Annotated in this window: 7 tRNA genes and 2 rRNA genes; all 9 read left to right on the top strand. The window is 43.5% G+C overall.

From position 1 onward, the window contains the following. Positions 1–134 (top strand): 23S ribosomal RNA (locus CYJ36_RS21410); the annotation flags it as partial. A gap of 129 nt (positions 135–263) precedes the next feature. Next, positions 264–379, top strand: a 5S ribosomal RNA gene (gene rrf / locus CYJ36_RS21405). 9 nt (positions 380–388) lie between these two features. Further along, a tRNA-Asn gene (locus tag CYJ36_RS21400) sits at positions 389–460 on the top strand. Between the two features lie 4 nt (positions 461–464). Continuing rightward, positions 465–537, top strand: a tRNA-Thr gene (locus tag CYJ36_RS21395). A gap of 15 nt (positions 538–552) precedes the next feature. After that, positions 553–627, top strand: a tRNA-Glu gene (locus tag CYJ36_RS21390). 48 nt (positions 628–675) lie between these two features. Further along, positions 676–751 (top strand) — tRNA-Val (locus CYJ36_RS21385). A gap of 82 nt (positions 752–833) precedes the next feature. Continuing rightward, a tRNA-Thr gene (locus CYJ36_RS21380) sits at positions 834–909 on the top strand. Positions 910–918: 9 nt separating this feature from the next. Continuing rightward, a tRNA-Tyr gene (locus tag CYJ36_RS21375) sits at positions 919–1,003 on the top strand. Positions 1,004–1,120: 117 nt separating this feature from the next. Continuing rightward, a tRNA-Gln gene (locus CYJ36_RS21370) sits at positions 1,121–1,195 on the top strand. The last annotated feature ends 464 nt before the right edge of the window (positions 1,196–1,659 follow it).

The raw sequence follows: 1,659 nt of genomic DNA, 5'->3' as shown, positions 1-1,659 counted from the left end.
GCCCCCCTCAAGATGAGATTTCCCATCACGCAAGTGAGTAAGAACCCTGAAAGATGATCAGGTTGATAGGTCTGAGGTGGAAGCGCGGTGACGTGTGGAGCTGACAGATACTAATCGTTCGAGGACTTAACCACAGTCTAATAAAGTGTTAAATTCAAGTGAATCTTGTTATCAAACCGTTATTTAGTTTTGAAAGAATAACTCTTTCTAAAAAAATACTTGAAATCTTCTGATTTCATAGTATAATAATTTTTGTCATTATGTCTGGTGATGATGGCGAAGAGGTCACACCCGTTCCCATGCCGAACACGGAAGTTAAGCTCTTCAGCGCCGATGGTAGTTGGGGGTTTCCCCCTGCGAGAGTAGGACGTCGCCAGGCTAGCATTATTCCGCAGTAGCTCAGTGGTAGAGCTATCGGCTGTTAACCGATCGGTCGTAGGTTCGAGTCCTACCTGCGGAGCCTTGCTTCCATAGCTCAGTCGGTAGAGCACTTCCATGGTAAGGAAGAGGTCATCGGTTCAAGCCCGGTTGGGAGCTTACATTAAATAATATGGCCCGTTGGTCAAGCGGTTAAGACACCGCCCTTTCACGGCGGTAACACGGGTTCGAATCCCGTACGGGTCACCATTTATACTAAAGCTATCTTATGTGAAATATTATACAAACTTTTTGCGCGGAGGATTAGCTCAGCTGGGAGAGCATCTGCCTTACAAGCAGAGGGTCGGCGGTTCGAGCCCGTCATCCTCCACCATATATTTTCATCACTATACAAGCGCTTTTATAATGAGCTGCTAAAGAATAGTAAATAAAATATTGTATTTCTTCCTTTATATGCCGGTGTAGCTCAATTGGTAGAGCAACTGACTTGTAATCAGTAGGTTGGGGGTTCAAGTCCTCTTGCCGGCACCACTTATGTGTGGAGGGGTAGCGAAGTGGCTAAACGCGGCGGACTGTAAATCCGCTCCCTCCGGGTTCGGCGGTTCGAATCCGTCCCCCTCCACCACTTTATATATAGACAAACTCAACTGAATAGTTATTGTCTAGACTGTAAATAATATGTTTAGTTAACATAAACATAATTACGGTCAATTAGATTTTTATAGACTCTATACATAACTAATGGGCTATAGCCAAGCGGTAAGGCAACGGACTTTGACTCCGTCATGCGCTGGTTCGAATCCAGCTAGCCCAGCCATTTGTTTTTTAAATAAGAAACTATGTGCTATTAGCTCAGTCGGTAGAGCACGATCGAATAATCTTCGGAGCTAATAGCACATAGTTTAGAAAACACTCTTTAATTTTGCAAGAAACCCAAACCTCATAAAACTTAAGCAAGTAGCAGCTCGGTTTGTGTGCTGATGTAAAGCTCCGAAGATTATTCGATCGTGCTCTACCGACTGAGCTAATGGCACATAGTTTAGAAAACACTCTTTAATTTTGCAAGAAACCCAAACCTCATAAAACTTAAGCAAGTAGCAGCTCGGTTTGTGTGCTGATGTAAAGCTCCGAAGATTATTCGATCGTGCTCTACCGACTGAGCTAATGGCACATAGTTTAGAAAACACTCTTTAATTTTGCAAGAAACCCAAACCTCATAAAACTTAAGCAAGTAGCAGCTCGGTTTGTGTGCTGATGTAAAGCTCCGAAGATTATTCGATC

Source organism: Bacillus sp. UMB0893, assembly GCF_002858905.1.
Classification (GTDB): Bacteria; Bacillota; Bacilli; order Bacillales; family Bacillaceae; genus Bacillus_P.
This window is presented reverse-complemented; position numbering and strand designations above follow the sequence as displayed.